Origin of the sequence: Mycobacterium sp. PO1 (assembly GCF_017312405.1) — a bacterium.
Lineage (GTDB): Bacteria > Actinomycetota > Actinomycetes > Mycobacteriales > Mycobacteriaceae > Mycobacterium.
Window position 1 is genome coordinate 105,944 of the sequence record NZ_BLTG01000009.1, and the last position, 25,889, is coordinate 131,832.

The window sequence follows — 25,889 nt, forward strand, 5'->3', positions numbered from 1 at the left end:
AAGGAGACTCTGGCAATGGGACTGCTTGACGGCCGCGTGGTCATCGTGACGGGTGCAGGTGGCGGGATCGGCCGGGCGCACGCGCTGGCTTTCGCCGCCGAAGGCGCCCGCGTGGTGGTCAACGACATCGGGGTGGGCCTCGACGGATCACCCGCCGGGGGCGGCAGCGCCGCGCAGGGCGTCGTGGACGAAATCGTCGCCGCCGGAGGAGAAGCGGTCACCAGCGGTGCCAACGTCGCCGACTGGGCGCAGGCCGAGGGGCTGATCCAGACCGCCGTCGAGAACTTCGGTGGGCTGGACATCCTGGTGAACAACGCGGGGATCGTGCGGGATCGCATGTTCGCCAACACCAGTGAAGAGGAGTTCGACGCGGTCACCGCGGTGCACCTCAAGGGACACTTCGCCACGATGAAACACGCCGGTGCCTACTGGCGGGCGAAGTCCAAGGCCGGGGACACCGTCGACGCGCGCATCATCAACACCAGCTCCGGCGCCGGTCTGCAGGGCAGCGTCGGGCAGGCCAACTACAGCGCATCCAAGGCCGGCATCGCCGCGTTGACCTTGGTGGCCGCGGCCGAGATGGGCCGCTACGGAGTGACGGTCAATGCGATCGCCCCGTCGGCGCGTACCCGCATGACCGAAACGGTGTTCGCCGAGATGATGTCCACCCAGGACGCCGAGTTCGATGCGATGGCGCCGGAGAACGTCTCCCCGCTGGTGGTGTGGCTCGGCAGCGCCGAGGCGCGCGACGTCACCGGCAAGGTGTTCGAGGTCGAGGGCGGCAAGATCCGCGTCGCCGAAGGATGGGCACACGGTCCCGAGATCGACAAGGGCGCCCGCTGGGATCCGGCCGAACTCGGTCCGGTGGTCAGCGACCTGCTGGCCAAGGCGCGCCCCCCGGTGCCGGTCTACGGCGCCTGAGCGGCGTCACCTCTTCAGCCGGCGGCTTCCGGCGTGCCAGTCCTCCTGCTTGCCGACCTCGCCGATGTCGACGCCGAGACCCGCCAGCTGCGGCAACTCGCGCAGCGAGCGTTTCAGTTCGGCGAATCCCGCGAACGAGGCGAGCCCGATCACGTGGTCCCACAGCGTGATCGCGTCGTCCGGATCGGGGAGGCGGCTGATCACCGGCCCGAAGAACGCCGTGCCCTCCGGCGGCTGGAAATGCAGGATCGGGGTGCCCACGTCGCGTCCGGTGAGAGAAAGAGCTTCGCCGGTCTCGGCGCGCACCTGCTCGTCGAGGGTGGCATCGTCGAGCGCGCGGACCAGGTCAGCGGGAAGCCCGGCCTCGGCCAGTAGCGGGGCAACGAGCCGCTCGGCCCCCTGCGCAGCCGCCGTGAGCGGGTCGGCGTCGTGGCGGGTGTCGAAGATGTGCGCGCCGATCGCTTCGTAGAGGCTGCCCACCGCGGCCCGTCCATGCTCGGAACGCACCCGCGTCATCATCCGCAGCAACCGCAAACCCGCAGTGTGTCCGGCCTCGTACTCCGGTGGGAAATGACTCGCGTAATCAATGTGCGCGTTGAGGATTCGCAATGAGACGAATCGCCAATCGACCCGATAGTCCCGCTGCGCGGCCACCATCCGCACCCACTTGCTGGTCATCCATGCGAACGGGCACACCGGGTCGAAGTAGAAGTGCAGATCGAACTCACGCTGCTCCGTGGGCGTCGCCATGACGCCAGTCTAGGTGCGCGCGTTCTCAGACCGGATCGCAGAGGATGATCGGGATCTTCCGGTCGGTCCAGGAACGGTAGTTGGCGAAGTCGGGGTAGATCGCGTCCAGCTTGGGCCAGTACTCGTCCCGCTCAGAGTCGGTCGCGTCGCGGGCCGTCAACTCGAGCACTTCGTTCTTGATCTGGAACTTCACCCGCGGATCGGCCTGGATGTTCAGGTACCACATCGGATTGGTCGCCCGACCGCCCTGCGAGGCGACGAGAACGATTCGGTTGCCCTCCCGCAGGAACAGCAGCGGACTGTCCCGGGGCTGTCCCGACTTGCGTCCGGTCGTGGTCAGGATGCCCACCGGCGGCGGAGCGGAGAACCGGTTGGACCCGCCGCGCCAGCTGTAGCCCAGCCGGCCGCCGGTCGCCTTGTAGATCCACGTGTTGAAACGCGACATCCACTTGATGGCGGTTCCGGTCTGCTTGGAGTTCAAGCCCTTGGGTGCAGTGGCCACGGCAGAGACCTTATCTGGTCAGAAACGGTCGGATGGAGGCGTTGATGTGATGGATCTGCGCGCGCCCCGACGGATCGTCGGCGGGAATGAGGAACGTCTCGTCGATGTGCGCGCCGACCTTGCGGCCCGCGAGCGACGGTTTGGTCGACAGGTCGAATCGAGCCCGCACGGTATCCCCGTCGACGCTGAACTCGGGAGTGCTGACCGACTCGATCACGCGAAACTGCAGTCCTCGATTCAGGCTGCGGCGCAGATGGTTTCCGGAAAATCCGGTCTTGAGGCCCATCTCCACCCTGGTGCAGCCTGGTGCGAACGGTACGGCGTCGGCGTCGTGGCTGGCCAAGGCGCTGATGTAGGCCTGTGCCGCCGCGATGCGGTCGGTGTCGGCGATCACGGGCACGCTCAGATCCGCTCGATGATCGTCCCGGTCGACAGCGCCCCGCCGGCGCACATCGTGATCAGCGCGGTGGTCTTGTCGGTGCGCTCGAGTTCGTGCAGCGCGGTGGTGATCAGCCGGCTGCCGGTGCTGCCCACCGGATGTCCGAGCGCGATGGCGCCACCGTTGACGTTGACGGTGTCCATGTCGGGCTCGTGCACCCGGGCCCAGGACAGCACCACCGACGCGAACGCCTCGTTGATCTCGGTGATGTCGATGTCGCCGATCTTCATGCCGGCCTTCTCGAGCACCTTCGTCGTCGACTGCACGGGGCCGTCGAGGTGGTAGTAGGGCTCGGCCCCGACCAGCGCCTGGCTGACGATGCGGGCGCGGGGCTTGAGACCGAGCGCTTTGGCTTTGTCCTCGTCCATCCACAGGACCGCCGCGGCACCGTCGGAGATCTGCGACGACGTTCCGGCAGTGTGGATTCCGCCCTCCATGACCGGCTTCAGCGATGCCAGGCCCTCCAGCGTGGTGTCGCGCAGACCCTGATCGCGGGTGACCGGCGCCCGCTCGGCGGTGGGCTGCTTGTTCTCGTCGAGCACTGGGGCCTCGATGGGGCTGATCTCGCGGTCGAATCGACCCTCGGCCCAGGCCTGCTGGGCCTTGCGCTGCGAGTCCAGGCCGAAGCGGTCGATGTCCTCGCGGGTGATGCCGCGCCGCTTGGCGATCCGCTCGGCAGCGGTGAACTGGTCGGGCAGGTCGATGTCCCACGACGAGGGCCGGATGATGCTGCGGTCGGGTCCGGCGTTGGCGCCGAGACCGACCCGGCTCATCGCCTCGATGCCGCAGGCGATGCCGACGTCGATGGCGCCGGTGGCGATCAGGCCGGCGATCAAGCCGTTGGCCTGTTGACCGCTGCCGCACTGGCAGTCGACGGTGGCCGCGCCGACGTGATCGGGCAGCCCGGCCACCAGCCATCCCACCCGGGTGATGTTGTTGGACTGTTCGCCGAACTGCGTGACACATCCGCCGATGACCTGCTCGACGGCGCCGGCGTCGATGCCGGCCTTCTCCACCAGTGCTTTCTGCACGGCGCCCAGCAATTCGGTCGCATGCAGACCTGACAACCAACCGTTGCGCTTGCCGATGGGGCTGCGGGTGGCTTCGACGATGACAGGGTTACCCATTCCGCCAGGCTAGAACACGTTTCATTACTCTGACAAGCGACGATGCACGCACGCCTTTGATCTGCGGTGGAGGCATGTTTTACTGGCACTAGAACACGTTGCAACTACAGGAGTGCGCACGTATGCCAGGACCGTCCTCATGCCCGATCGCGTCGGACTTCGACTTCCTCGATCCGGACGTCAACCTCAAAGCCCTGCCCATCGCCGAACTCGCCGAGCTGCGCAAGTCCGAGCCCATCCACTGGGTTGACGTGCCCGGTGGCACGGGTGGCTTCGGAGACAAAGGCTACTGGCTGGTCACCAAGCACGCCGACGTCAAGGAGGTGTCCAAGCGCAGCGACATCTTCGGCAGTTCACCCGACGGCGCCATCCCGGTGTGGCCGCAGGAGATGACCCGCGACGCGATCGACCTGCAGAAGAACGTGTTGCTGAACATGGACGCGCCGCAGCACACGCGGCTGCGCAAGATCATCTCGCGTGGTTTCACCCCACGCGCCATCGGCCGCCTGAAGGATGAGCTCAACGAACGGGCTCAGAACATCGCCCGCGAGGCTGTGGCCGCGGGCACGGGCGACTTCGTCGAGCGGGTTTCCTGCGAGCTGCCGCTGCAGGCCATCGCCGAACTGCTCGGCGTCCCGCAGGATGACCGCGACAAGCTCTTCCGCTGGTCCAACGAGATGACCGGCGGCGAGGACCCGGAGTACGCCGACATCGACCCGGCCATGTCGTCCTTCGAGTTGATCACCTACGCGATGAAGATGGCCGAGGAGCGGAGCAAGAATCCGACCGAGGACATCGTCACGAAGCTGATCGAGGCCGACATCGATGGCGAGAAGCTCTCCGACGACGAGTTCGGATTCTTCGTCATCATGCTGGCAGTGGCCGGCAACGAGACGACCCGCAACTCGATCACCCACGGCATGGTCGCGCTGGCGAACAACCCGCAGCAGTGGGAGCTGTACAAGAAGGACCGTCCGGAGACCACCGCCGACGAGATCATCCGCTGGGCCACCCCGGTATCGGCGTTCCAGCGCACCGCGCTGGAGGACACCGAGTTGTCGGGTGTGCAGATCAAGAAGGGGGAGCGGGTGGTGATGTCCTACCGCTCGGCCAACTTCGACGAAGAGGTCTTCGACGATCCGCACACGTTCAACATCCTGCGCGACCCGAATCCGCACGTCGGATTCGGCGGCACCGGAGCCCACTACTGCATCGGCGCGAACCTGGCCCGGATGACGATCAACCTGATCTTCAACGCCGTCGCCGACCACATGCCTGATCTGAAGCCGATCGGCGAGCCCGAGCGGCTACGGTCGGGGTGGCTCAACGGCATCAAGCACTGGCAGGTGGACTTCACCGGCACATGTCCGGTCACCAGCTGACGAGGTAACTGACCTTTCCCGGGATCAAGGAGGATTCGGGTGGACTTCAGTCCAGACGAAGGGCAGCAGGCGGTCGCCGACGTGGTGACGTCGGTGCTCGGTCGCGACAACAGCTGGGACGCGCTGGTCAGCGGTGGGGTCACCGCACTGGCCGTCCCGGAACGCCTGGGTGGTGACGGCGTCGGTCTGGCCGAGATCACGGCGGCGCTGACCGAGATCGGCAGACACGGCACCGTCAGCCCGGCGTTGATGACGCTGGGTGCGACAGCGGTGCTGCTGGATCTCGCCGACGACGCCCAGCAGGACCGCTATCTGGCCGGCGTGGGCAAGGGGGCGGTGTTATCGCTGGCGCTGAGTGAACCCGGGCGCGCCCTGCCCGAGCACCCTGGTGTCGCGCTGGCTGACGGCAAGCTCACCGGCACCAAGGTCGCGGTCGGGTATGCGCAGCAGGCGGAGTGGCTGCTCGTCACCACCGACAGCGGCGTCGTGGTCGTCCCCGCCGGAGCGGACGGCGTCACCGCCGCGAAGACGCCGGCGTCCAACGGCGCCGACGAGTACGTGGTCACCTTCGACGGCGTCGCCGTCGACGGAGCCGATGTCCTCGCCGGCGCGTCGGTGACGCGGGTCAACCAGCTCGTGCTCGCCGTCACCGGAGCGCTTGCGGCCGGTCTGGTCGCCGGCGCGTTGCGGCTGACGGCCGACTACGTCGCCACCCGTGAGCAGTTCGGCAGGCCGCTGTCGACCTTCCAGACCGTGGCCGCGCAACTCTCCGAGGTGTACATCGCCTCGCGCACGATCTCGTTGCTCGCCGACTCGGTGGCATGGCGGCTGTCCGAGGGGCTCGACGCCGACGACGATCTCGCGATCCTCGGGTACTGGCTGACGTCGCAGGCGCCGCCGGCGATGCGGCTGTGCCACCACCTGCATGGCGGCATGGGAATGGACATCACCTACCCGATGGACCGCTACTACTCCTCCATCAAGGACCTCACCCGGCTGCTGGGTGGTCCGACGCATCGCCTCGATCTGGTGGGAGCCTGATGTACATCGAACTCACCCCTGAACAGCGCCAGCTGCAAGCTGAACTGCGTCAGTACTTTTCGACGCTCATCACGCCCGACGAAGCCGCGGCGATGGAATCCGACCGCCACAACGAGGCCTACCGCACGGTCATCAAGCGGATGGGTTCCGACGGCAAGCTGGGCGTCGGCTGGCCCAAGGAGTACGGCGGGCTGGGCTTCGGCCCGGTCGAGCAGCAGATCTTCGTCAACGAGGCCAACCGCGCCGACGTGCCGCTGCCTCTGGTCACACTGCAGACCGTGGGACCCACGCTGCAGGTGTACGGCACCGACGAGCAGAAGAAGAAGTTCCTCCCCGGGATCCTCTCCGGCGACATCCATTTCGCGATCGGATACTCCGAGCCGGAGGCCGGCACCGACTTGGCCTCGCTGCGCACCACAGCCGTTCGTCACGGTGACGAGTTCATCGTCAACGGGCAGAAGATGTGGACCACGGGCGCCCACGACGCCGACTACATCTGGCTGGCGTGCCGCACCGACCCGGATGCGCCGAAACACAAGGGCATCTCGATCCTCATCGTCGACACCAAGGATCCGGGTTATTCCTGGACGCCGATCATCCTGTCGGACGGGGCGCACCACACCAACGCCTCCTACTACAACGACGTGCGGGTGCCCGCCGACATGCTGGTCGGTGAGGAGAACGGCGGCTGGAAGCTGATCACCACCCAGCTCAACCATGAGCGGGTCGGACTGGGGCCGGCCGGACGCATCGCCGGCATCTACGACCAGGTGCACACGTGGGCCTCGAAGCCAGGTTCTGATGGGGTGACCCCGATCGACCAGCCCGCGGTGCAACGCCTGCTGGCGCAGATCAAGGCGATCTGGCGGGTCAACGAACTGCTGAACTGGCAGGTGGCCGCCTCCGGAGAGACCATCGCCGTGGCCGACGCCGCGGCCACCAAAGTCTTTTCCACCGAACGGATCCAGGAAGTGGGCCGGCTCGCCGAGGAGATCGTCGGAGGTTACGGGAACCCGGCCGACACCGAGACCGCCGAACTGCTCGACTGGCTGGACAAGATGACCAAACGCAATCTGGTCATCACCTTCGGTGGCGGCGTCAACGAAGTGATGCGGGAGATGATCTCCGCCTCGGGCCTGAAGGTGCCGAGGGTGATCCGGTGAGCACCGATCTGCAGCAGGGCATCGACGCGATCAAGGCGGACGGTAAGAGCGAGCCGCGTACCGGCCGGGATCCGGTGAACCAGCCGATGATCCATCACTGGGTGGACGCCATCGGCGACAAGAATCCGATCTACGTCGACGAGGAGGCTGCCAAGGCGGCTGGGCACGCCGGGATCGTTGCGCCTCCGGCGATGATCCAGGTGTGGACGATGGGCGGCCTCGGACAGGGCCGCGCTGACGACGACCCGCTTTCGAAGATGATGAACCTGTTCGACGACGCCGGCTATGTCGGAGTGGTGGCGACCAACTGTGAGCAGACCTACCACCGGTACCTGACCCCGGGTGAGCAACTCACCGTTCACGCCGAGATCACCGATGTGGTGGGACCCAAGCAGACCGCGCTGGGCGAGGGCTTCTTCATCAACCAGCTCATCACCTGGACAGTGCCCAACGGTTCGACCGACGACGAGACCGTCGCCGAGATGAACTGGCGCATCATGAAGTTCAAGCCTCGGGCCGACGCGGAGTCGGACGTCCCCGAGGACCTGGACCCGGACAAGCTGATGCGGCCGGCCTCGTCGAAGGACACCCAGTTCTTCTGGGACGGCGTCAACGCTCATGAGCTGCGGATCCAGCGACGCCCAGACGGTTCCCTGCAGCATCCGCCGGTGCCCGCGGTCTGGAAGGACCACAAAGAAGGGGTGGCGCCGTCCGATTATCTCGTCTCCTCGGGCAACGGCACGGTCTACAGCTATGTGGTGCATCACGCGCCGAAGGTGCCCGGCCGGACCCTGCCCTTCGTGATCGCCCTCGTCGAGCTGGACGAGGGTGTGCGGATGCTCGGCGAACTACGTGGCGTCGACCCCAGCGAAGTTCAGATCGGAATGCCGGTGCGCGCAACGTATATCGATTTCCCCGACAGCGACATCAGCCCCGCGTGGACCCTGTACGCCTGGGAGGCCGCCCGATGACCGCCCCCGGCGCGGCCCCGGTTCTCGAGGTGGGCGCCACCCTGCCCGAACTCAAGATCTACGGCGACCCGACGTTCATCGTGTCCACGGCCATCGCGACCCGCGACTACCAGGACGTGCACCACGACCGGGACAAGGCGCAGGCCAAGGGCTCCAAGGACATCTTCGTCAACATCCTGACCGACACCGGTCTGGTGCAGCGTTACCTCACCGACTGGGCGGGCCCGGCGGCACGGATCACCTCGATCGGGCTGCGCCTGGGGGTGCCGTGGTATGCCTACGACACCATCACGTTCACCGGTGAGGTCACCGCCGTCGACGGCGGTGTCGCCACCGTGAAGGTCGTCGGCGCCAACAGCCTCGGCAACCACGTCATCGCCACGGCGACGCTCGATCTCGGTTCTTCGCGCGAGCGCTCATCACAAGAACTGGGGGACCGCTGATGCTCTCCGGCAAGGCCGCGATCGCCGGTATCGGCGCGACCGACTTCTCCAAGAACTCCGGCCGCAGCGAGCTTCGCCTGGCGGCCGAGGCGGTGCTCGACGCGCTCGACGACGCTGGGCTCGCGCCGTCGGACGTCGACGGGCTGGTCACCTTCACCATGGACTCCAACCTGGAAACCGCGGTGGCGCGGGCCACCGGAATCGGTGATCTGACGTTCTTCAGCCAGATCGGTTACGGCGGTGGTGCGGCGGCGGCCACCGTCCAGCAGGCGGCGCTGGCCGTGGCCACCGGAGTCGCTGAAGTGGTGGTGGCCTATCGGGCCTTCAACGAGCGCTCGGAACACCGGTTCGGACAGGTGATGACGGGTCTGACCGTCAACGCCGATTCGCGCGGCGTCGAGTACAGCTGGTCCTACCCGCATGGTCTGAGCACCCCGGCGGCGTCGGTGGCGATGATCGCGCAGCGCTACATGCACGAATACGGGGCCACCAGCGCGGATTTCGGTGCAGTGTCGGTCGCCGACCGCAAGCACGCCGCGAACAACCCGAAGGCGCACTTCTACGGCAAGCCGATCACCATCGAGGACCACCAGAACTCGCGGTGGATCGCCGAACCACTGCGGCTGCTCGACTGCTGCCAGGAGACCGACGGTGGTGTCGCCATCGTCGTCACCACGCCGGAGCGGGCCAAGGACCTCAAACACCGCCCGGTGACCATCGAAGCGGCTGCTCAGGCCGCCGGCGCCGACCAGTTCACCATGTACTCGTACTACCGCGAGGAGCTCGGCCTGCCCGAGATGGGCCTGGTGGGCCGCCAGCTGTGGGAGCAGAGCGGTCTGTCGCCCAACGACATCCAGACCGCCGTCCTCTACGACCACTTCACGCCCTACACGCTGATCCAACTCGAGGAGCTCGGCTTCTGCGGTAAGGGCGAGGCGAAGGACTTCATCGGCGGTGGTGCGATCGAGATCGGCGGAAGGTTGCCGATCAACACCCACGGCGGGCAGCTCGGTGAGGCCTACATCCACGGCATGAACGGCATCGCCGAAGGGGTCCGTCAGCTGCGAGGCACGTCGGTCAACCCGGTACCGGACGTGGAGCATGTTCTGGTCACCGCGGGTACCGGGGTGCCCACCTCCGGCCTGATCCTGGGTTGAGCCGGGGTCGCCACGAAGGTGTGGCTCACCCGTCTGGACTGTGGGGCCAACTAGGCTTGGCCCGATGAGCTCCGACGAGCCGGCGCCCGACGACGACACCGGGCCGCTACCGGTCGAAAACAGAGCGCCGCAGACCGGCGGTGCGGGGGAACGCCGGTTCGATGCCCCCTTGTCGGTGAATCCACGGCCGGTGCACAAGGACCGCCGCCCTGTGCTGCTGGTGGCCGTGGCCACGGTCGCGGTGCTGGCACTCGGTGTGCTCGCGTGGCTGTTCTGGCCGGCGCCGGACCCCGAGGACACGCCGACCGGTTCGATCGCCTCCGGGACGCCGTTGGGCTCCGGGGTTCCGGAGACGGAGGCGTCCGACGCGGCGGCCGAGCGCCTGCGCGGGATCCTTCCGCGCGGCTACCCCCCAGGTGCCTGCGAGGAGGTGGCCCCGCGCGACGGCGCCTCGGCGACGGTCAGGTGTCAGAAGAACGACGATCCGGGGGGCCCGCTGTCGGCGACGTACACGCTGGCCACCGACGAAGAAGCGCTCGAAGTGATGTTCGCCGATGTGGTCGACGCGTTGGCGGTGGTCGACTGCCCGGGCAACATCCAGTCACCGGGTCCGTGGCGGCGCAACGCGACCCCGCAACAGGTGGCGGGCACCCTGGTGTGCGGCTTCGACGAGAACACCTCAACGGTGGCCTGGACGACCGACTCTCAGCTGCTGATGAGCGAGATCCAGTCGGGCCCGCAGGGGCCGAACATGGTGCAGCTCTACGCGTGGTGGTCGTCGCACTCCTGACCCGACGGCAGGGCGCGGAGAAACCGTCAGGCCGGAGGCGGCGCCACGACCGTCGTGGTGACCGGGGCGGCGGGGGCGGTCTGCTCGCCTTCGGGCAGCGGCGTCCCCGAACTGCCGGACGGGGCCTGCGCGGCCGAGGCGCCTTCGGGCAGCGGCGTTCCTGCACTGCCGGCCGGTGCCGCCGGATCGGCGGCGGCCGGAACCGGTGCCGGGGTGGCCTCGCCGGGCAGCGGGGTTCCCGAACTTCCCTCGGGCAGCGGCGTTCCCGAGCTGCCTTCGGGCAGCGGGGTGCCGGAGCTGCCGGCCGGTGCCGGCGTCATCGTCGCCTCGGCGCCCTCCGGTGCAACCTCGTCGGTATCGCCCTCGGGGGCCGGGGTTTCCGTGGTGGCAGGTTCGGCCGGTGCGGTGTACGTGCCAGTCGAGGCCGGGGTTCCACCGGTGGGGCCGGTCGCCGGCGGGGCGGGCGGAGCCTCGACCCACACCAGCATGTCGGTGCCGCCGGCGTTGTAGACGACGCTGTCGGGTGCCTCACCGGTGACGTCGAAATAGACCTTGCCCGTGGTGGATTCGCCTTGGGCCAACGTTGCGGGGTTCACTCCCTGCGGGGTGGCGACACCGAACAGCACCCGATAGGTCTGTCCGCTCTCAGCGCGCGCGTTCAGGTTCGCCACAATGGGGATGACGCTGCCGGAGATGGCCTCGTCGGTGGCGGTGGCCTCCCACAACGTACCGGCGACCGGGTAGGGGATCGTGTCGGTGCTGGGCTTCAGGCCGGAAACCGTCCAGCCCTGCACGACGTCGCCGTTGACCAGTTCGCCCTGTTCGCCGAGATAGTGCATGTCGGCGTCAGCGGCTGCAGTCGGCGCGCCCGCGAGAGCGACAGTCGCGGCGGTTGCGGTGGTGATCGCCGCCAGAGCGGGCTTGATCTTCACGTCATGTCCTCCTGTTTTCGTGACATCGAGCAGCGAGGTGATCCCCCCGCGAGCAAGGTAGCAGGCGTTCACACCGAGTAAGCACGGCTCTGCCCCTTTCCGGGTACCAACGGGCAGGGGGCTGAGAAATAGCCGGAAACGCGGACGGCGGTCGCACTGGAGGTCGATGATGCTTTTCAGGCTGGATTCACACTAATTACGTTTTGTTTGCCAGCGGCCCATGCACCGGCTAATTGCCATTCGTGGGTACGCCTGTGTCGGGCAGCAAATGGAAAAAGCTTTGGATGCAAATCCTGCCGCCAGGAATATCCACCGGGGTATTCACCGTGCGTTCTGACTCGTCGTCGGCCTGGTGGTCGCCGTTGCCGACATCGGGTCAGGTGGACACAGCAGCATTACCCCGGTTCATCTGCGATTTGTCTGCACCCAGGAGTTCACTTGCCGGACGCCGGCACGTCAGAAACCGGCGTTGACGTGCGCACTTTGTTCGCGGCCGGACCGGCCGAAAGTCTTGACTAGGCAAAGATCGTGAAACGCTTGACACGGATATCAGCAAAGCCATAAATTCTGATCACATCTTTGTAAAGATGCAGGTGCTGCCGCCAAATGGGGAGATGGGCAGCACCTCGATATCTGTCTAGGGGGTTTTCATGGCCAAGCATGCCAAGAACCGCGCGCGTCCGGCCGCGGTTCGCGCCTACCTGACCGCGGGAGTCACCGGTGCCGCATTCGCGGGCCTCGGCGCGTTCCTCGCGGTTCAGGACGCCACTCCGGCGACGACGCAGTACGACATCAAGCTGGTGTCGAACGAGGAGGACACGCTCTTCCTTTCGCTCAACGGCGGCAGCGATCGCCGCGATCGTGAGCAGCGTGCGCTTGCGGTCCAGGAGGTGACCGACGCGAACCCGGCGCTGCGACCGATGTTCGGCGACGGCGGCTGGCTCATCGGCAACGGTCTGGACGCGGTGGAAGGCTGCGAAGGCGCGGCCTGCAACGGCGGCAACGGCGGCCTGCTCGGCGGTGACGGCGGTAACGGCCTGCACGGCGGCAAGGGCGGTGACGCCGGGTGGTGGTTCGGCAACGGTGGCCACGGCGGTGACGGCTTTGCTAGCGAGGGCTATGCGGCCTCTGCCGGCGGCGACGGCGGCAGCGGCGGCTACTTCTTCGGCTTCGGCGGTGACGGTGGCGACGCCGGTGAGGGAGCAGTCAAGACCTCGTCCGGTGTGTACGTCGGGTACTCCGGCGGAGACGGCGGTCGGGGCGGTGCGGGCTTCGGCACGGGCGGCAACGGTGGCGCCGGCGGCAGCTACCAGAACACGAATGACATCGCCGATGATCCGGACACCGAGATCGACGAGTCACTGCAGAACGATGTGATCGGCGGCGCGGGTGGCGACGGCGGTGCGGCCGGCGGATTCGTCGGCACCGACGGCCACGGTGGCGCAGGCGGAGCGGCCATCTCCGACAACGGAAGCGCGACCGGTGGTGCGGGTGGCGATGGCGGTGGCACCGGCACCATGACCGGCGGCCTCGGTGGCAACGGCGGCGACGGGGGTGACGCCGAGGCGAATGCCGAAGGCGAGACGGCGACCGGGGGCGCCGGCGGAGCCGGTGGCTGGACCGGCACCGGCAACGGTGGCCTCGGCGGCGACGGCGGTGACGCCAACGGCTACGGCGGCGCGGACGCGGTCGGCGGCGACGGCGGCGAGGGTGGCGGCTCCCGAGTCGGTAACGCGGGTGAAGGCGGCAACGGCGGCAACGGTTTCAGCACCGACGGCGAAGCCACCGGTGGGCGTGGCGGCGACGGCGGCCATACCTGGGTGTTCGGCGAAGGCGGCGGCGACGGCGGCAACGGCGGCAACGCCGAGGCCGAGGAAGACGCCACCGGCGGCGACGGCGGCGACGGCGGCAACGGCGGACTCTTCGGCTACCCCGGCGACGGCGGTGACGGCGGCGACGCCGAATCGACCAACGGCACCGCGACCCCCGGCTCCGGGGGCTCGGGCGGCGTCGGCGGCGAGGACGGTGAGTCGGGTGAATCCAGTGGCAGCGACAGCGACAGCGACAGTGACGGCGGCGACAGCGCCTGACCGCCAGCGACACTGACGACGACAGGAAGAGCGCCGGCCACAGCTGTGGCCGGCGCTCTCTCTGCTGTCAAAAAGGTTGTCGGCACCAGACTTTGACGCTACTCACGTGAGGCTATGATCGCCCAATGTCGGAAACCTCTGCACTCCGTCCCGACCGGCTCGTCGTCGTGGCCCTCGTCGTCGCGGTCGGCGCACTGGCTGTGGCGATCTGGGCGCTGCTCAGCGCCCCGTCCGCGGGCGAGGCGACCTCCGCCGGCGATGAGGCCTCGTCCGGTGACGAGGACTCCTCCGAGGAAGCCGGCGCCCACGTCTGCGGCGCCTTCGACACCGTGCGCACCGCGGTCTCGCTGCAGACGAACGCTGACCTGGGTGCGGACCCGGTAGCCGTGCAGGCGGTCGCGGCGAACGCCCGACTGGCAACCCTCGGCGGGGGGCAGTATCTGTTGATGCAACTGAGCGATGCGACGCCGAGCGACCTTGCCGAATCCGTGCGGTCGTTCGCGACCACGCTGCAGGACATCGGCATCGGCCAATTGGCGGGCTCGCCGGCCAATGATCCCGCTCAGGTGCAGCGTCTCAACGCCGCTCAAGACGACGCGGCGCGCATCTCCGAGCTCTGTCAGCAGTGACGGGTCAGGCGGGCACGAACTCCACGCCCGCCAACGCGACCGCGTCGTCACGGTCCGGCGCACTCACCACTGCCGCGTAGGAGTCGTCGGACTTCCAGACACTCACCTTCAGTGTCTCGCCGGGGAAAACCACTCCGGCCATCCGGGCGCCGAAGGATTTCAGTCTGGCGACATCTCCGTCAAGCAGGTTGTCCACCAAGGCTTTGCACGTCATGCCGTAGGTGCACAGGCCGTGCAGGATGGGGCGGGGAAACCCGGCAGCGGCAGCGAAGTCCGGATCGGAGTGCAGCGGGTTGCGGTCCCCGCACATCCGGTAGAGCAGAGCCTGCGACGGCAAGGTCGGCACCGACAGCTCGAAGTCGGGGGCCCGTTCCGGGGCGGCCTGGCTTGTGGACGGTCCGCGGTCGCCGCCGAACCCGCCCTCGCCGCGGGCGAAGATGGAGCGCTTCTGCTTCCACAGCAGTGTGCCCGCCGGATCGTTGACGGTCGTTTCGGACCAGATCACTGCCGCCTTGCCTTTGTCCCAGATCTCGGTGAAGCGGGTGACGGCGATACCGGTGCCTGCCGGCGGTATCGGGCCGGGCGCCTCGACCGCCTCGCTGGCGTGCAGCACCTTCGACAGCTCGATGTCGATGCCGGGAAACTTCACCGCAGGCGGCTCGGTCATGTGGAAACTCTGCGCGACGTTGCCGAACGTCGGCAGCACCTGCGGTGTGTCGTCGGTCAGGTAGCGCAGCTCCTGCTTGTCCATCGGGTCGGCGCCAGCGCCCAGACCCAGATGGTAGAGCTGGATATCGCTACTGGTCCACGAGAATTCGACCGGTTCCAGCTCGGCGCCGATCGCCTCGTCGAGGTTGATGGGCATTGCTCAGTCCTTCCGGTGCCCGGTCGCGGCGATGTGCAGCGCCGCGAGATAGCCGAACGTCATGGCCGGCCCGATGGTTCCGCCCGGGCCGGGGTAGGTGTGGCCCATCACCGGGGCGCTGACGTTGCCCGCAGCGTAGAGGCCCTCGATCACCGAGCCGTCGTCGCGCAGTGCCCGGCCGTCGTTGTCGGTCACCACCCCGCCCTTGGTGCCGAGGTCACCGGGAACCATCTTGGCCGCGTAGAACGGACCTTCGCTGATCTCGCCGAGGTTGGGGTTGGGCTTGTTCGTCGGGTCGCCGTAGTACCGGTCGTAGGCGCTCTCGCCCCGCTTGAAGTCCTGATCGACCCCGTCGCGGGCGAAGCCGTTGAAACGCTCGATCGTCGCGGTGAGTTCTACTGCCGGCAGGCCGGTCTTGGCGGCGAGTTCATCGAGGGTGTCGGCCTTGACGATGACGCCGGATTCCATCCACTTCGACGGGATCCGCTGTCCCGGCTGAAGACCGGCGAAAATGTAGCGGTCGCGATACCGCTGGTCGAACACCAGCCAAGCCGGGATGTTCTCTCCGGGTCCGGGGCCCTGTCCGTATTGCCCGCCGTACATGTGGTGGCACGCCTCGACATAGGGCATCGACTCGTTCATGAAGCGCTTGCCGGCCATGTTGACGATGATCGATCCCGGCGAGTTGCGTTCGGACAACGCGAACCAGGGTGCACCGACCAGGGGCACCGTAGGGCCCCACCAGGCGTCCTCCATCACATCCAGTGCGGCGCCGAGCTTCTCGGCCGCCAGGATTCCGTCGCCGGTGTTGGCCACCGCCCCGACCGTCCACTCGGTGGTGATCGGAGCGCGCTGGTACTTGACCCGCATCTGCTCGTTGTGTTCGAACCCGCCACTGCCCAGGATCACGCCGCGACGCGCCCGGATGAGTTGCGGTTCCGCTGTTTCGGGCCCCTGGGTGTCGCGCACCAGAATGCCGGCGACGACACCGTCTTCGATGTACAGGTCGGTCATGGCGGTGTTCAGCAGCACCGGCACTCCCGCGTCACGCAACCCGATCCGCAGCGGGGCGATGAGGGCGCGGCCCATCCCGACGAGGTTCTTGCCCGTGGCCTGGGCCCACATCGTGCGGGCGCCCACCTTGAGGCTGCGCAACACGCCGCGGGGGTGGCGCTTGAGCTGGTTGAGTCGCACGTAGTCCTGCTGCATCACCACCACGTTGAGTGGCACCTTGCCGTACGGGGGTTCGAGGCCCTTGAGGTCGGGGCCGAGCTTCTTGGCGTTGAACGGCTTGGGTTCGACCGACCGCCCGGAGGCCTTGCCGCCCGGGGTCTCGGGGTAGTAGTCGGAGTAGTTGGGAACCCAGCACAGCTTCAGCGGGGAGTGCCGCAGGACGAACGACAGCATCTCCGGCCCGCGCTTGAGGTAGGTGTCGATCTTGTCGGCCGGCACCACGTCTCCGATGATCGCGTGCAGGTAGGCGCGCGCCGCCTCGGTGGTATCCTTGACGCCGTCGCGCTGCAGGACCTCGTTGTTGGGGATCCACACTCCGCCACCTGACCGCGCAGTGGAACCACCGTAGTGCGGGGCCTTCTCAACGAGTACTGTCGAGAGTCCCTGGTGGGCGGCGGTGAGTGCGGCGACCATGCCGGCGGCGCCGCTCCCGACCACGACGACGTCATACACCTGTCCAGTCATGTAGAACACGTTATAGAATTGCCCGGCCAGCTAACAACTGGCCCGGTCAGAAAAACGAGGGGAATTCATCTGATGCTCCGTGACGAGGTTCGGGAACGACTCGCCGCCGATCTCGCGCAGGCGGAACGCAGCAGGGTTCCGATCTCGCCGTTGACCGATGGTCAGCCCGATATCGACGTGGTGGATGCCTACGAGATCCAGCTGATCAACATCCGGCAGCGGGTGGCTGAGGGGGCCCGGGTGATCGGGCACAAGGTGGGCCTGTCGTCGGAGGCGATGCAGAAGATGATGAATGTCGACGAGCCTGATTACGGGCATCTGCTCGACGACATGCAGGTCTTTGAGGACCGGCCGGTCCAGAGTGCGAGCTACCTGTATCCGCGGGTGGAGGTGGAGGTGGGATTCATCCTGGCCGACGATCTGCCGGGAGCCGGTTGCACCGAGGACGATGTGCTGGCTGCCACGGCGGCGTTCGCCCCGGCCATCGAGCTCATCGACACGCGCATCACCAACTGGCAGATCAAGCTGTGCGACACCATCGCCGACAACGCCTCGTCGGCCGGCTGGGTGCTCGGCGAGGCCCGGGTCTCACCCAAGGACGTCGACATCAAGGCCATCGACGCGGTGCTGACCAACAACGGGGAGGTCGTCGCCGAGGGGCGCAGTGACGCGGTGCTGGGCAATCCGGTCACCGCGGTGGCGTGGTTGGCCCGCAAGGTGGAGAGCTTCGGGGTGCGGTTACGGGCCGGCGACATCGTGTTGCCGGGTTCGTGCACCCGTGCGATAGATGCCCCGCCGGGCAGCCACTTCGTGGCCGAGTTCAGCGGGTTGGGTTCAGTACAACTGAGTTTCGAGTAAGGAGCCGCTCATGACTGACAAGAAGTCTGTGGCGATTGTGGGGTCGGGCAACATCAGCACCGACCTGCTGTACAAGTTGTTGCGTTCGCAGTGGCTGGAGCCACGCTGGATGATCGGCATCGATCCAGAGAGCGAAGGCTTGGCGCGGGCCCGCAAGTTGGGGCTCGAGACGTCGCACGAGGGAGTGGACTGGTTGCTGAACCAGTCCGAGAAGCCTGACATGGTGTTCGAGGCGACCAGTGCCTACGTGCATCGCGCCGCAGCGCCTCGCTACGCCGAGGCCGGCATCCGGGCCATCGACCTGACCCCGGCGGCGGTGGGTCCGGGGGTGATCCCGCCGGCGAATCTGGGTGAGCACCTGGATGCGCCCAACGTCAACATGGTGACCTGCGGGGGCCAGGCCACGATCCCGATCGTGCACGCTGTGTCGCGCGTGGTGGAGGTGCCTTACGGAGAGATCGTGGCGTCGGTGTCCTCGGCGTCGGCCGGCCCGGGGACGCGGGCCAACATCGACGAGTTCACCAAGACCACCAGTGCGGGGGTGCAGAACATCGGCGGCGCCAAGCGGGGCAAGGCCATCATCATCTTGAACCCGGCTGATCCTCCGATGATCATGCGCGACACCATCTTCTGCGCGATCCCCGAGGACGCCGACCGCGATGCGATCGCACAGTCCATCCGTGACGTCGTGGCAGAGGTGCAGACCTACGTTCCGGGCTACCGGCTGCTCAACGATCCGCAGTTCGACGATCCGTCGATGAACTCCGGAGGGCAGGCGCTGGTCACCACGTTCATCGAGGTGGAGGGTGCGGGCGACTACCTGCCGCCGTATGCGGGAAACCTGGACATCATGACCGCCGCGGCCACCAAGGTCGGCGAGGAGGTCGCCAAGAAGATGGCAGCAGCGAGCCTTTCCACGGCAGGAGGCCAATCATGAGCACGCAGGACATCTACTTCGACCCCATGTGGGACATCCGGATGACCGACACGTCGCTGCGTGACGGCAGTCATCACAAACGCCACCAGTTCACCAAGGACGAGGTCGGCGCCATCGTCGCGGCGCTGGACGCGGCCGGGGTGCCGGTCATCGAGGTGACCCACGGCGACGGGCTGGGCGGGTCGAGCTTCAACTACGGGTTCTCCAAGACCCCGGAGCAGGAGCTGATCAAGCTGGCCGCCGAGACCGCCAAGGAATCGAAGATCGCCTTCCTGATGCTGCCCGGTGTGGGCACCAAGGAAGACATCAAGGAAGCGCAGAACAACGGCGGGTCGATCTGTCGCATCGCGACCCACTGCACCGAGGCCGACGTGTCGATCCAGCATTTCGGGCTGGCCCGCGAGCTCGGCTTGGAGACGGTCGGCTTTCTGATGATGAGCCACACCATCGCGCCGGAGAAACTGGCCGCGCAGGCGCGCATCATGGCCGATGCCGGCTGCCAGTGCGTCTATGTCGTCGACTCCGCGGGCGCGTTGGTGCTCGAGGGGGTCCGCGACCGGGTGGCTGCGCTGGTGGCCGAGCTCGGCGATGACGCCCAGGTCGGGTTTCATGGCCACGAGAATCTCGGCCTGGGGGTGGCGAACTCGATCGAGGCGGTGCGCGCCGGCGCCAAGCAGATCGACGGGTCGTGCCGCCGGTTCGGTGCCGGCGCCGGCAACGCCCCGGTCGAGGCGCTGATCGGGGTGTTCGACAAGATCGGCGTCAAGACCGGTATCGACTTCTTCGACATCGCCGACGCCGCCGAGGAGGTTGTCGCTCCGGCGATGCCCGCCGAGTGCCTGCTGGATCGCAACGCGCTGATCATGGGGTATTCGGGGGTGTACTCGAGCTTCCTCAAGCACGCCATCCGCCAGTCCGAGCGCTACGGGGTGCCCGCCCACCAGCTGCTGCACCGCGCGGGGCAGCGCAAACTGATCGGCGGCCAAGAGGACCAGCTGATCGACATCGCACTGGAGATCAAACGCGAGATGGACTCGGCGTCGGCCTGACCGGTCACGCTCACCCCCACCGGCGCAGGGGCCTTGTTCGCCTGGTGCGCCGATTCTCGACTGGTGTTCCACCTGAGCGGATACGCTGGCGCGTGCGACCGACAGGTCGTCGACAACGTCGTCGATAGTGGGGGATTTCATGACCATGTCCGTGATGACCGTTCGCCGTGGCCTGTTCAGCGTGCTTGCCGGCGGGGCACTCGTGTTCGGCCCTGCGGCGATCCTGGCCCCGGCGGCCGCCGCGCAGCCCGACCCCGCGCCCGACTGCTCGGCAGCCAACGTGGCCCGCACCGTCAGCGCCGCCACCGCGGCCGAGGGGGACTACCTGGTCGCCAACCCGCCGACCAACTCGCAGCTGTCGAGCATCTCGTCGCAACCGGCGGAGCAGGCCCAGGACGCCTACAACGCGTATTTCGAGCAGAACCCCCAGGTCAGAGATGACCTGGCGGCGATCCACCAGCCGGTGAGTGCGTTGAGTGAGCAGTGCGGGTTCGATGTGGCGCCGACGCTGGTGGCCGCCGCGGTGTGGCAGACCCAGCCCCAGACGGCGGCGGGTGTCGATACCCCGAACCTCAACCAGAACCAGGAAGGCACTCCGGCAGGAGTCGAGCCGCCGTCCTAGACACCGGCTGAGGACCGCGGCGGGCAGTCACGACAAGGACGCCTTCGGTCGGGCTGAGGAGTTGGCTCCCGACCCGCTGACCTGGTCGGAGTTTGGTGCGCAGCCGAATCGGCTAGGCACGGTGTACGAGCTTGTTCGCACACCGTGAGGAGTGATCTTCCATGACCGCGTCTGTCAGGACCGTGCGGCGTAGTCTCTTCGGCGTTTTCGCCGGTGGCCTGCTCGCCTTCGGGTCAGCGGCCATCATTGCCCCGGTGGCCAACTTCGAGCCTGCGCCCGCCTATGTGTACACCACCAGTGTGAGCGGACAGACCGACTCGAACTGACTCGCCGTTGATCGGACCGGCAACCGGTTGGGCTGTTCACGGCGGTAAGGTCGCGATGTGCCGCGGTTCTGCGGCTGCCGGTGACGGCGCACCCACTGCATCGGAGATCTACTGACCGTTCTTCTCGTTGCACCGCGTGCGCGCGGCCTCATACATCTGGTGAGCGCAGTCGCAGCTGCTGTGGCCGGCGGGGGACTGCTACTGAGCGCGTGGGTGTCGTCCACTCCGCGCGCGGTCGGCGCTGTGCTGGTGTATGTCGTCGGAATTGTTGCAATGTTCGGCATCAGCGCCACCTACCACCGTGTCCGATGGGTGTCCGCGGTGGCGGAGAAGTGGATGATGCGGCTGGACCATTCCGCGATCTTCGTCTTCATCGCGGCGAGCTACACACCGCTGGCCATCCTTGCGATGCCGCCGGACATCGGCGCGGATGTGCTGATGATCGTCTGGATCGGTGCCGGCGCAGGTGTGGTCGTCAAGATGTGCTGGCCGTCTGCCCCCCGGTGGGCAGGCGTGTGTTGTTACCTGGTGTTGGGATATGTGGCGGTCTGGTTCGCCGAGACACTCGTGCTGGGCGCGGGCACCACCGTCGTCGCGCTGCTCGTCGCCGGCGGTGTTCTGTATAACATCGGCGCCCTGCTCTATGGGGCACGATGGCCCAACCCCTGGCCGTCGACCTTCGGCCACCATGAGTTCTTTCACGCCTTCACCGCCGCAGCGGCGATCTGTCACTTCGTAGCGATCTGGCTCGTCGTTCGTTAGGCAGAGGAGACCGCAACTCATCGGTGCCACCCGGCACTTGCTCGTCGGTGCCACCCGGCACGATGGGCCTCATGGCGACTCGAGCCGAAGCGCAGGCGATCCTGGAACAACTCGCTGGCCCGACGGCTGTCCTGCGGGACGACCAGTGGGCGGCGATCGAAGCGCTGGTGGTGCAGCGGCGCCGTGCGTTGGTCGTGCAGCGCACCGGTTGGGGCAAGTCGGCCGTCTACTTCATCGCCGCGAAGCTGTTGCGCGCGGCAGGGCTCGGCGCGACCGTCATCGTGTCGCCCCTGCTGGCGCTGATGCGCAACCAGGTCGCTGCAGCTGACCGGGCCGGCGTGCGCGCCGCGACGATCAACTCCAGCAACGTCGCGGACTGGTCGGACATCCACGCCCGGGTGCGCGGTGGTGACCTCGATGTGCTTCTGGTCAGTCCGGAACGGCTGAACAACCCCGATTTCCGCGACGAGGTGCTACCGGCGCTGGCCCGCGATGCCGGGCTGGTCGTCGTCGACGAGGCCCACTGCGTCTCGGACTGGGGACACGACTTTCGGCCCGATTACCGCCGCATCCGCACGCTGGTCGCCGAATTGGGCGCCGACATCCCGGTATTGGCCACCACGGCCACCGCCAACGACCGAGTCGTGGCAGATGTCGCCGCGCAGCTCGGCGTGGGGGGACGCGACACGCTGGTGCTGCGCGGCGGCCTGGACCGCGAGTCGCTGCGGCTGTCGGTGGTGCAGGCGGGCAACCCCGCCCAACGCGCGGCGTGGCTGGCCACCCACCTCGACGCGCTGCCCGGGTCGGGGATCGTCTACACCCTGACCGTCGCTCAGGCGCACGACGTCGCGGCGTTGCTGCGTGAGCACGGCTACCAGGTCGCGGCCTACACCGGCGCCACCGAGGCCGCCGAGCGCGAACAGCTCGAGACCGACCTGCTGGAGAACCGCGTGAAAGCGCTGATCGCGACGTCGGCGCTGGGCATGGGCTTCGACAAGCCCGATCTCGGGTTCGTTGTCCACCTCGGCGCGCCGTCCTCGCCGATCGCCTACTACCAGCAGGTGGGACGAGCGGGCAGGTCGACGTCGAGCGCCGAGGTGGTGCTGCTGCCCGGGCGGGAAGACCAGGACGTGTGGCGTTACTTCTCGTCGGTGGCGTTCCCGTCGGAAGCCATGGTCCGCTCGGTGATCGCCGCGCTCGACCCGGATCGTCCGACGTCGACACCCGCGCTGGAGCCGTTGGTCGATCTGAACCGTTCCCGCCTGGAGATGGTGCTCAAGGTGCTCGACGTCGACGGCGCCGTGCGCCGGGTGAAGGGTGGCTGGGTCGCCACCGGGACGTCGTGGGAGTACGACGAACGGCGATACCGGACTCTGGAGGAGGCCCGCCGGCGCGAGCAGGAGGCGATGCTCGATTACCAGTCCACCGCCGGCTGCCGGATGGCCTTCCTGCGTCGCCAGCTCGACGACCCTGAACTCGGGGCCCAGGAGCGGTGTGGGCGTTGCGACAATTGTGCCGGGGCCCGGTTCGACGGTGCCGTCGACAGCACTGCCGCCGATGATGCGCGCGAGCGGCTGATGCGTCCCGGTGTGGAGATCGCTGCTCGCCGCCAGTGGCCCACCGGGCTGGCGAAGCTCGGTGTCGAGCTGTCCGGACGGATCTCCGACGGCCCCGCCCCGGGCCGTGCCATCGGCCGGCTCACCGATCTGGGCTGGGGCGCGCGGCTGCGTCGGCTGCTCGCCGAGGAGGACGGCGAGGTGCCCGACGACGTGGTGGCGGCTGCGGTCAAGGTGCTTGCCTCCTGGGACTGGGACACCAGGCCGACCGCGGTGATGGCCCTGGACTCCGACACCCATCCGAAGCTGATCACTTCGCTGGCCCGTCGGCTCGCCGAGCTCGGTCGGCTGACGGATCTCGGCACGCTGCACTACCACCCGCAACGCCGGCCGGTGACCGCGGTGAACTCCGCCTACCGGGTGGCCGCCCTGCAGGGGTCCTGGTCCACGCCGGATTGTTCGTTCGACGGTCCGGTGCTGCTGGTCGACGACCTGGCCGACACGGGATGGACGTTCACGATGGCTGCCCGCGCCGTGCGTGCGGCCGGCGCCCCCGCGGTGCTGCCCTTCGCCCTGGCGGCGACGAGCTAGCAGCGGCAAGCTAGTTGCGCGTACGTGCCACCTCGGCAGCACCGTTGCCGGTGATGAGCCACAGCGTGGTGAGACTGGCCACGAGGTCGGACACCGAGATGTCGGCCCGGCCGTCCAGGTAGGCGAGGATCGCGTCGGCCGTCCCCCCGACGATGAACGCGGGCGCGACCTTGGCGAGAGCGTCCTTTTCCAGCTCGACGTCGTGAATGGTGCGCGCGTGTCCGACCAGAACGGCCGTCAACCCCCGCATCACGGATGCCCGGTGGTCGTGCAGCACGGGGGAACTCGCCACACCACCGAGAAGGATCCGGCCCCGGCGTGGATCGTCCACCAGGGTGTGGACCAGGGCGAGCACGGCGGCAGCGGCCTGATCCTCCAGTGGTGCGGTCACGGCGGCGGCGATGGCGCTCATCGTCGCGGTCCGGACCTCCTCGGCGATCGCATCGACGACGGCGGTGGCCACCTCGTCGAGGCTGGCGAAGTTCTCGTAGAAGTACCGCTTGTTGAGTCCGGCAGCGGCGCAGAGGCGGTCAACGGTGAGGGTTCGCCACTCATTGCCGGCAAGGGCATCGATGGCGGCGTCGAGCAGACGGGCTCGCCGCTGGTGCCGGCGCGCGTCCGCGGTCTGGCCCGCGTACGTGCGTCCCGAAGTGTCGGCCACCCGACGATCGTCGCACCCCCGGCGGCCGGGGTCGCGGGAGACTCTTGACAACACCGGCCCAATTCTGGCACGGTCCTGTGCCAGATGGTCTGGCACAGTCTCGTACCAAAAGTAAGGATCCCCGTTGAGCACATCGATCGCTGACCCGACGCCCGAATCTGCTGCGTCCCTTGTCGCCCGTGTCGCGTCGGTGCTCGCCGAACTGCGCGAGCTCGCAGCGACATCGCCGGCGCTTGCGCGTCGCCTCGGCTGGGACTACCTGCGCGAGTTGGGCGCCGGGAACCGTCGTGACCAGCTGGCCGAGCTATTTGCCAAGGGAGTGGCGCCCGACGGTCCCCACGGTGAGATGGAAGGCCTGATCGTGGGCAAGCTCTTCGGTATCCCCGAAGCGCATCTGGCCAACCCGTTGATGAAGATCGACCCGACGTGGCGTGGAAAAACATTCGACCAGCGCAGTGGAACCGGGTTCAACCGCCTCAGCCCGCTGGGGAAGTACACGTTGCGCGCGGTGGCGCCGCTCTACGGCGGTCTGCGCCGGGCCGGGCGAGAGGTGCAGGGTTACGGATTCACCCACCAGCTCGACACCGCTGCCGCCGAACCGTTCAACGAGGTTCGCGCGCTGGACTATTCGCCGGCGGAATACCGCAACCCGAGCGTTCGGACGTTCCCCATCAAACGCACCCGCGACGAGATCGTCGAGTTGGTGCCCCGGCTCTACCTCGGTCGCGCCCTGCTCACCATGCCCGACGGTGAGGTTCGCCTGATCGCCTACTTCGCGCTCCGCGAGTTCAGCGACGAGCGGGACGCATGATCGAGCTCGACGGCGCCGTGGTGTGCGTGACCGGCGGGGCCCGCGGCATCGGCAAGGCCACCGCCGCCGCGCTGGCACGCCGTGGCGCCCGGGTGTGGATCGGGGACATCGACATCGAGGAGGCGGACCGTACTGCGAATGAGATAGGGGCGCAGGCACTTCCGCTCGATGTCACCGACCCGGCAAGTGTGACGGCTTTCCGTGACGCGAGCAGCACCGACGGGCCACCGGACATGGTGGTGAACAACGCCGGCATCCAGATCATGGGGGCATTCGTCGACCAGAAGGTGGAGCTGTATCACCGGGAGGTCGCGATCAACCTGCTCGGCGTCATCAATGGCCTCCATGCTTTCCTGCCCGGCATGCTCGACCGCGACCGCGGACATATCGTCAACGTCGCGTCCATGGCCGCCAAAGTGACGACACCGGGAATGTCGGTGTACTGCGCCACCAAGTACGCGGTAGCAGCGCTGTCCCGGGCGGTGGGCGCGGAGATCGCCTCCAGCGCGGTGACAGTGAGCACCGTGTCCCCGACGGCCGTGCACACCGAGCTGACCGCAGGAGTGGCGCTCGATCTGCTGCCCACCCGCCAGCCGGAGGACATCGCCACGGCGATCGTCGACAGTGCTCGTCATCCGCGGCGCGAGATCACCATTCCCGGTTGGCTGTCGCCGATGGCATTGGTCGAGGAGTTGGCGCCGGAGCCCCTGCTGCAGCGACTCAAACATCTGGCGACGCTGCGTCGGCCGCCGGGGCATTACGACGAGTCGGTGCGCCGACGCTATCTCGACCGGATCGGCCAGTGACCGCCCTGGC

General features: G+C 67.6%; 27 protein-coding genes. 19 read left to right on the top strand and 8 right to left on the bottom strand.

The window, feature by feature from the left end; all coding sequences use genetic code 11:
• Positions 1–15 precede the first annotated feature (15 nt).
• On the top strand, positions 16–921 hold the full coding sequence (locus J3476_RS03650) for an SDR family oxidoreductase (RefSeq protein ID WP_207065180.1): 906 nt from the start codon (positions 16–18) through the stop codon (positions 919–921).
• Positions 922–927: 6 nt separating this feature from the next.
• Here J3476_RS03650 and J3476_RS03655 read toward each other — a convergent pair whose 3' ends face one another.
• The 4 genes from J3476_RS03655 to J3476_RS03670 all read right to left on the bottom strand — a co-directional run bounded on the left by J3476_RS03655 (position 928) and on the right by J3476_RS03670 (position 3,739).
• Entirely contained in the window at positions 928–1,671 is a 744-nt protein-coding gene (locus tag J3476_RS03655; RefSeq protein ID WP_207065181.1) for a hypothetical protein, read from the bottom strand.
• Positions 1,672–1,696: 25 nt separating this feature from the next.
• Entirely contained in the window at positions 1,697–2,116 is a 420-nt protein-coding gene (locus J3476_RS03660) for a nitroreductase family deazaflavin-dependent oxidoreductase (RefSeq protein WP_207065235.1), read from the bottom strand.
• A 67-nt stretch (positions 2,117–2,183) separates the two neighbouring features.
• Positions 2,184–2,567, bottom strand: a complete 384-nt coding sequence (locus J3476_RS03665; RefSeq protein WP_373889016.1) for a hypothetical protein — start codon at positions 2,565–2,567, stop codon at positions 2,184–2,186.
• A gap of 8 nt (positions 2,568–2,575) precedes the next feature.
• Positions 2,576–3,739, bottom strand: coding sequence for a steroid 3-ketoacyl-CoA thiolase (locus J3476_RS03670; RefSeq protein ID WP_207065183.1), 1,164 nt, complete (start codon positions 3,737–3,739; stop codon positions 2,576–2,578).
• A gap of 122 nt (positions 3,740–3,861) precedes the next feature.
• Between J3476_RS03670 and J3476_RS03675 the strand changes: the two genes are divergently transcribed.
• The 7 genes from J3476_RS03675 (at position 3,862) to J3476_RS03705 (ending at position 10,686) form a co-directional block, all read left to right on the top strand.
• Entirely contained in the window at positions 3,862–5,121 is a 1,260-nt protein-coding gene (locus J3476_RS03675) for a cytochrome P450 (RefSeq protein WP_207065184.1), read from the top strand.
• 39 nt (positions 5,122–5,160) lie between these two features.
• On the top strand, positions 5,161–6,162 hold the full coding sequence (locus J3476_RS03680) for an acyl-CoA dehydrogenase family protein (protein ID WP_207065185.1): 1,002 nt from the start codon (positions 5,161–5,163) through the stop codon (positions 6,160–6,162).
• Positions 6,162–7,325 (top strand): acyl-CoA dehydrogenase FadE29, encoded by a 1,164-nt coding sequence (gene fadE29, locus J3476_RS03685; protein WP_207065186.1) that lies wholly within the window; start codon positions 6,162–6,164, stop codon positions 7,323–7,325. The genes J3476_RS03680 and fadE29 overlap by 1 nt, the downstream gene beginning before the upstream one ends.
• The gene (locus tag J3476_RS03690) at positions 7,322–8,296 is read left to right on the top strand and encodes a bifunctional MaoC family dehydratase N-terminal/OB-fold nucleic acid binding domain-containing protein (RefSeq protein WP_207065187.1); all 975 of its coding nucleotides are present in this window, start codon (positions 7,322–7,324) and stop codon (positions 8,294–8,296) included. The genes fadE29 and J3476_RS03690 overlap by 4 nt, the downstream gene beginning before the upstream one ends.
• A complete protein-coding gene (locus J3476_RS03695) occupies positions 8,293–8,739 on the top strand; it encodes a MaoC family dehydratase (protein WP_207065188.1) in 447 nt (148 codons plus the stop codon). Before J3476_RS03690 ends, J3476_RS03695 begins: the two co-directional genes overlap by 4 nt.
• Positions 8,739–9,896 (top strand): lipid-transfer protein, encoded by a 1,158-nt coding sequence (locus J3476_RS03700; RefSeq protein WP_207065189.1) that lies wholly within the window; start codon positions 8,739–8,741, stop codon positions 9,894–9,896. Before J3476_RS03695 ends, J3476_RS03700 begins: the two co-directional genes overlap by 1 nt.
• A gap of 64 nt (positions 9,897–9,960) precedes the next feature.
• Positions 9,961–10,686, top strand: a complete 726-nt coding sequence (locus J3476_RS03705) for a hypothetical protein (protein ID WP_207065190.1) — start codon at positions 9,961–9,963, stop codon at positions 10,684–10,686.
• A gap of 26 nt (positions 10,687–10,712) precedes the next feature.
• Here J3476_RS03705 and J3476_RS03710 read toward each other — a convergent pair whose 3' ends face one another.
• Positions 10,713–11,618, bottom strand: a complete 906-nt coding sequence (locus J3476_RS03710; protein WP_207065191.1) for an MPT63 family protein — start codon at positions 11,616–11,618, stop codon at positions 10,713–10,715.
• Between the two features lie 650 nt (positions 11,619–12,268).
• Between J3476_RS03710 and J3476_RS03715 the strand changes: the two genes are divergently transcribed.
• Together J3476_RS03715 and J3476_RS03720 are read left to right on the top strand one after the other, a co-directional pair.
• Positions 12,269–13,708 (top strand): hypothetical protein, encoded by a 1,440-nt coding sequence (locus tag J3476_RS03715; RefSeq protein ID WP_207065192.1) that lies wholly within the window; start codon positions 12,269–12,271, stop codon positions 13,706–13,708.
• Between the two features lie 125 nt (positions 13,709–13,833).
• Positions 13,834–14,337 carry a hypothetical protein gene (locus J3476_RS03720; RefSeq protein WP_207065193.1) on the top strand — a complete coding sequence of 168 codons (504 nt, stop codon included), beginning with the start codon at positions 13,834–13,836 and terminating at the stop codon, positions 14,335–14,337.
• 4 nt (positions 14,338–14,341) lie between these two features.
• Here J3476_RS03720 and J3476_RS03725 read toward each other — a convergent pair whose 3' ends face one another.
• Together J3476_RS03725 and kstD are read right to left on the bottom strand one after the other, a co-directional pair.
• Positions 14,342–15,202: a MaoC family dehydratase gene (locus J3476_RS03725; protein ID WP_207065194.1), complete on the bottom strand. Its 861-nt coding sequence runs from the start codon at positions 15,200–15,202 to the stop codon at positions 14,342–14,344.
• A 3-nt stretch (positions 15,203–15,205) separates the two neighbouring features.
• A complete protein-coding gene (gene kstD / locus J3476_RS03730) occupies positions 15,206–16,900 on the bottom strand; it encodes a 3-oxosteroid 1-dehydrogenase (protein WP_207065195.1) in 1,695 nt (564 codons plus the stop codon).
• 72 nt (positions 16,901–16,972) lie between these two features.
• On the opposite strand from kstD, the gene J3476_RS03735 reads away from it, so the two are divergent.
• From J3476_RS03735 to J3476_RS03765, 7 genes are all read left to right on the top strand, one after another.
• Positions 16,973–17,758, top strand: coding sequence for a 2-keto-4-pentenoate hydratase (locus tag J3476_RS03735; protein WP_207065196.1), 786 nt, complete (start codon positions 16,973–16,975; stop codon positions 17,756–17,758).
• A gap of 10 nt (positions 17,759–17,768) precedes the next feature.
• Entirely contained in the window at positions 17,769–18,695 is a 927-nt protein-coding gene (locus tag J3476_RS03740; RefSeq protein WP_207065197.1) for an acetaldehyde dehydrogenase (acetylating), read from the top strand.
• Positions 18,692–19,744 carry a 4-hydroxy-2-oxovalerate aldolase gene (gene dmpG, locus J3476_RS03745; protein ID WP_207065198.1) on the top strand — a complete coding sequence of 351 codons (1,053 nt, stop codon included), beginning with the start codon at positions 18,692–18,694 and terminating at the stop codon, positions 19,742–19,744. The genes J3476_RS03740 and dmpG overlap by 4 nt, the downstream gene beginning before the upstream one ends.
• A 154-nt stretch (positions 19,745–19,898) precedes the next feature.
• Positions 19,899–20,366, top strand: coding sequence for a heme-binding protein (locus J3476_RS03750; RefSeq protein ID WP_286182561.1), 468 nt, complete (start codon positions 19,899–19,901; stop codon positions 20,364–20,366).
• A gap of 161 nt (positions 20,367–20,527) precedes the next feature.
• Complete coding sequence (locus J3476_RS03755; protein ID WP_373889015.1) at positions 20,528–20,692, top strand: hypothetical protein; 165 nt, start codon at positions 20,528–20,530, stop codon at positions 20,690–20,692.
• 111 nt (positions 20,693–20,803) lie between these two features.
• Positions 20,804–21,454: a hemolysin III family protein gene (locus J3476_RS03760; protein ID WP_286182580.1), complete on the top strand. Its 651-nt coding sequence runs from the start codon at positions 20,804–20,806 to the stop codon at positions 21,452–21,454.
• Between the two features lie 71 nt (positions 21,455–21,525).
• Positions 21,526–23,601, top strand: coding sequence for a RecQ family ATP-dependent DNA helicase (locus tag J3476_RS03765; protein ID WP_207065200.1), 2,076 nt, complete (start codon positions 21,526–21,528; stop codon positions 23,599–23,601).
• A gap of 10 nt (positions 23,602–23,611) precedes the next feature.
• On the opposite strand, the gene J3476_RS03770 is transcribed toward J3476_RS03765, so the two are convergent.
• Entirely contained in the window at positions 23,612–24,262 is a 651-nt protein-coding gene (locus J3476_RS03770; RefSeq protein ID WP_207065201.1) for a TetR/AcrR family transcriptional regulator, read from the bottom strand.
• A 136-nt stretch (positions 24,263–24,398) separates the two neighbouring features.
• Here J3476_RS03770 and J3476_RS03775 point away from each other — a divergent pair, with 136 nt between their 5' ends.
• Both J3476_RS03775 and J3476_RS03780 read left to right on the top strand, forming a co-directional pair.
• Positions 24,399–25,073 (top strand): hypothetical protein, encoded by a 675-nt coding sequence (locus J3476_RS03775; protein WP_207065237.1) that lies wholly within the window; start codon positions 24,399–24,401, stop codon positions 25,071–25,073.
• Complete coding sequence (locus J3476_RS03780; RefSeq protein ID WP_207065202.1) at positions 25,070–25,879, top strand: SDR family NAD(P)-dependent oxidoreductase; 810 nt, start codon at positions 25,070–25,072, stop codon at positions 25,877–25,879. The genes J3476_RS03775 and J3476_RS03780 overlap by 4 nt, the downstream gene beginning before the upstream one ends.
• Positions 25,880–25,889: the final 10 nt, after the last annotated feature.

Coding starts and splice junctions, on each gene's coding strand:
- J3476_RS03735 (WP_207065196.1), top strand. CDS start 16,973: ATGCTCCGTGACGAGGTTCGGGAACGACTCGCCGCCGATCTCGCGCAG.
- J3476_RS03780 (WP_207065202.1), top strand. CDS start 25,070: ATGATCGAGCTCGACGGCGCCGTGGTGTGCGTGACCGGCGGGGCCCGC.
- J3476_RS03765 (WP_207065200.1), top strand. CDS start 21,526: ATGGCGACTCGAGCCGAAGCGCAGGCGATCCTGGAACAACTCGCTGGC.
- J3476_RS03755 (WP_373889015.1), top strand. CDS start 20,528: ATGACCGCGTCTGTCAGGACCGTGCGGCGTAGTCTCTTCGGCGTTTTC.
- J3476_RS03720 (WP_207065193.1), top strand. CDS start 13,834: ATGTCGGAAACCTCTGCACTCCGTCCCGACCGGCTCGTCGTCGTGGCC.
- J3476_RS03675 (WP_207065184.1), top strand. CDS start 3,862: ATGCCAGGACCGTCCTCATGCCCGATCGCGTCGGACTTCGACTTCCTC.
- J3476_RS03700 (WP_207065189.1), top strand. CDS start 8,739: ATGCTCTCCGGCAAGGCCGCGATCGCCGGTATCGGCGCGACCGACTTC.
- fadE29 (WP_207065186.1), top strand. CDS start 6,162: ATGTACATCGAACTCACCCCTGAACAGCGCCAGCTGCAAGCTGAACTG.
- J3476_RS03725 (WP_207065194.1), bottom strand. CDS start 15,202: ATGCCCATCAACCTCGACGAGGCGATCGGCGCCGAGCTGGAACCGGTC.
- J3476_RS03660 (WP_207065235.1), bottom strand. CDS start 2,116: ATGTCGCGTTTCAACACGTGGATCTACAAGGCGACCGGCGGCCGGCTG.
- J3476_RS03740 (WP_207065197.1), top strand. CDS start 17,769: ATGACTGACAAGAAGTCTGTGGCGATTGTGGGGTCGGGCAACATCAGC.
- dmpG (WP_207065198.1), top strand. CDS start 18,692: ATGAGCACGCAGGACATCTACTTCGACCCCATGTGGGACATCCGGATG.
- J3476_RS03715 (WP_207065192.1), top strand. CDS start 12,269: ATGGCCAAGCATGCCAAGAACCGCGCGCGTCCGGCCGCGGTTCGCGCC.
- J3476_RS03705 (WP_207065190.1), top strand. CDS start 9,961: ATGAGCTCCGACGAGCCGGCGCCCGACGACGACACCGGGCCGCTACCG.
- J3476_RS03750 (WP_286182561.1), top strand. CDS start 19,899: ATGACCGTTCGCCGTGGCCTGTTCAGCGTGCTTGCCGGCGGGGCACTC.
- J3476_RS03695 (WP_207065188.1), top strand. CDS start 8,293: ATGACCGCCCCCGGCGCGGCCCCGGTTCTCGAGGTGGGCGCCACCCTG.
- J3476_RS03650 (WP_207065180.1), top strand. CDS start 16: ATGGGACTGCTTGACGGCCGCGTGGTCATCGTGACGGGTGCAGGTGGC.
- J3476_RS03670 (WP_207065183.1), bottom strand. CDS start 3,739: ATGGGTAACCCTGTCATCGTCGAAGCCACCCGCAGCCCCATCGGCAAG.
- kstD (WP_207065195.1), bottom strand. CDS start 16,900: ATGACTGGACAGGTGTATGACGTCGTCGTGGTCGGGAGCGGCGCCGCC.
- J3476_RS03655 (WP_207065181.1), bottom strand. CDS start 1,671: ATGGCGACGCCCACGGAGCAGCGTGAGTTCGATCTGCACTTCTACTTC.